Genomic DNA, 2087 nt, shown 5'->3' on the forward strand with positions numbered 1-2087 from the left:
AATATATTTTGATATTTTGTTAAACCCTTAAAAATTAAGTATTTTTTATAAGGTCTAAATTACAATATTAGCTTTTTTTGTTCTATGTTATTTTACAGTTGAAGTTGCTGCTTCGTTTTTGCAGTTTTCGCAAGTTGAATAGATTTTAACAACTTTTTTATACTCCGCGTACTCAATAGTTTCTTCGCATTCTTTACAGATTAAAATTTGCATTAGAAACACCTCCTAAACCCACTATAACACGTTCGAATCACGATTTCTCCAGGGACTTTACCCACCCTGTGGACGTGAATTGTCCCAGTTAAAAAAACGTTGAAATAGCAAGGTTTTCAAGCGGAAATGGACTTGAAAAAATTTTTTCTCGGTATAAAAAAAACGCTAATTAGTACCTTGTGATTATGTTTCTGGTATCAATTTCGTCCAAGAGAAACTAATAACAATTTTTATTTTATTGATTATCTAAAAAAAGACATTTTAATTGAAAATGACCTCCCGACAAGCGTCAAGAGGTCATCTTCATTCAAGCGATTTTAGTGAATAGGCAAACCCCAGGATTCTTGCAATTTTTCAAGACCAGATTGATTTGTTACCTTAAGATTGATTTGTTTATTTGTGACTTTTTTCTCCATCAAACTATAAGAATCCCCATCTCTCAAGCCTGGCCAATAAATACTTCCTGCACCAATCGTATTAATTTTTTTGCTCATTGCACGAACATAGTTAATATCATTTTTACTCTGTTTTACCGAATAATCTAAGCCACTTTTCATTGGTGCCCCCCATTCGGTAATAATGGCACGATCGGAATATTTTCCAATTTCGATTGTTAAAATATTTGACCATCCAGTTTCTGTGAGAGAATTAATATGTACATATCCTGCATAAAACGCATAGCAGTGTACGGCAAGCATTGTTCCATCAAGTCGTTTGTCATCACCTAAAGGATTTATATAAAGAGCGGCCAAACCAATTCCATCAAGAATTACATTTTTCTTCGGAACATTGAAACTTGTTAGCCAATCATTATAAAGATTACTTAAATCTTTCGTATTATAGCCATAGGGCTCATTAACAGGTTCAAAATAGCAGTTGGGGTTGTTTCCGTATTTTTTGATAACAGTACTCCACATGCTAAAATACTTTTTGAGATCTTCAGGTTTTCCATTTTTCGGAGGCCAATAGCAAAAAATCACTTTGCCTCTCTCTAATGAAGCATCAATGGCCCCTGTATAAGTACTCCAATAATTTGATACTGTCGCTTCATTAATGGGTAGTCTGACTGTGTTAGCACCTGTTTCATCGAACATCTGCCCGATAATTTGCCGGCCTACTACCTTGGCAGAATCGTATGAATCATTTTTGGTTAGTCCACTTACATAAATGACGCCATCAACAAAATTGTCCCGCTCATCCGCCCAATTCACACCCCTTATTCCAGCTGACAGTGGTGAAGTAGGTTTTTTAACGTTGATTTTAACAAGATTTAAAAATGCAAAAGAAGAGGCAAAAAGTAAAATAATGGATCCTAAAATGGATACTACTATAAAAGTTGCTCTTTTAACTATTTTCATAATTTCCCCCTCAACTAATTAATATTTTGTAAAATTTATGGCAGGAGAGTTGAATAAAGAATGTTATAATTTGAAATGTAAATGTTAAATAGTTCCAATTTAAAATTAGGGGGTAAGAATGAAAAAAATCTTAGTTGTAATAGCGATTATAATAATGGGGTTAGTAGGGATAAAAGGTTATTTTCTTTTTCATAGTGGATTTGATATTAAAATAAAAAATCAAACAAATAGAAATGTAACGGGAATATATTTGACCTATGATGATCTTAAATCTGACATAAAGATACCTAAAATTGCTTCACATAATGACTATAAACTAAACGTAAATCCCACAGATGTTGGAGAGAGTTCAATAGAGCTTCAGTATAAGGATTAGAAAGGTAAATTACATAAAGAAACAGTTATTGGTTATTTTGAAGATGGTTATTCTGGTGATGTTTTAATTGCAATAAAATCTGTTGATGATGATGGAAAACTTAAATTTAAAATTAAGGAAGATATTTCTTTATATTAAAT

At 32.2% G+C, this 2087-nt stretch carries 3 protein-coding genes; 1 reads left to right on the forward strand and 2 read right to left on the reverse strand.

What is annotated here, in order from left to right; all coding sequences use genetic code 11:
• Window positions 1–87: 87 nt before the first annotated feature.
• Window positions 88–213, reverse strand: a complete 126-nt coding sequence (locus tag CN514_RS13700) for a GapA-binding peptide SR1P (protein WP_097978684.1) — start codon at window positions 211–213, stop codon at window positions 88–90.
• 317 nt (window positions 214–530) lie between these two features.
• On the reverse strand, window positions 531–1571 hold the full coding sequence (locus CN514_RS13705; RefSeq protein ID WP_098233078.1) for a cellulase family glycosylhydrolase: 1041 nt from the start codon (window positions 1569–1571) through the stop codon (window positions 531–533).
• A gap of 118 nt (window positions 1572–1689) precedes the next feature.
• Between CN514_RS13705 and CN514_RS25735 the strand changes: the two genes are divergently transcribed.
• Entirely contained in the window at window positions 1690–1947 is a 258-nt protein-coding gene (locus CN514_RS25735) for a hypothetical protein (protein WP_176525906.1), read from the forward strand.
• The last annotated feature ends 140 nt before the right edge of the window (window positions 1948–2087 follow it).

This window comes from Bacillus sp. AFS001701 (assembly GCF_002559405.1).
GTDB lineage: Bacteria > Bacillota > Bacilli > Bacillales > Bacillaceae_G > Gottfriedia.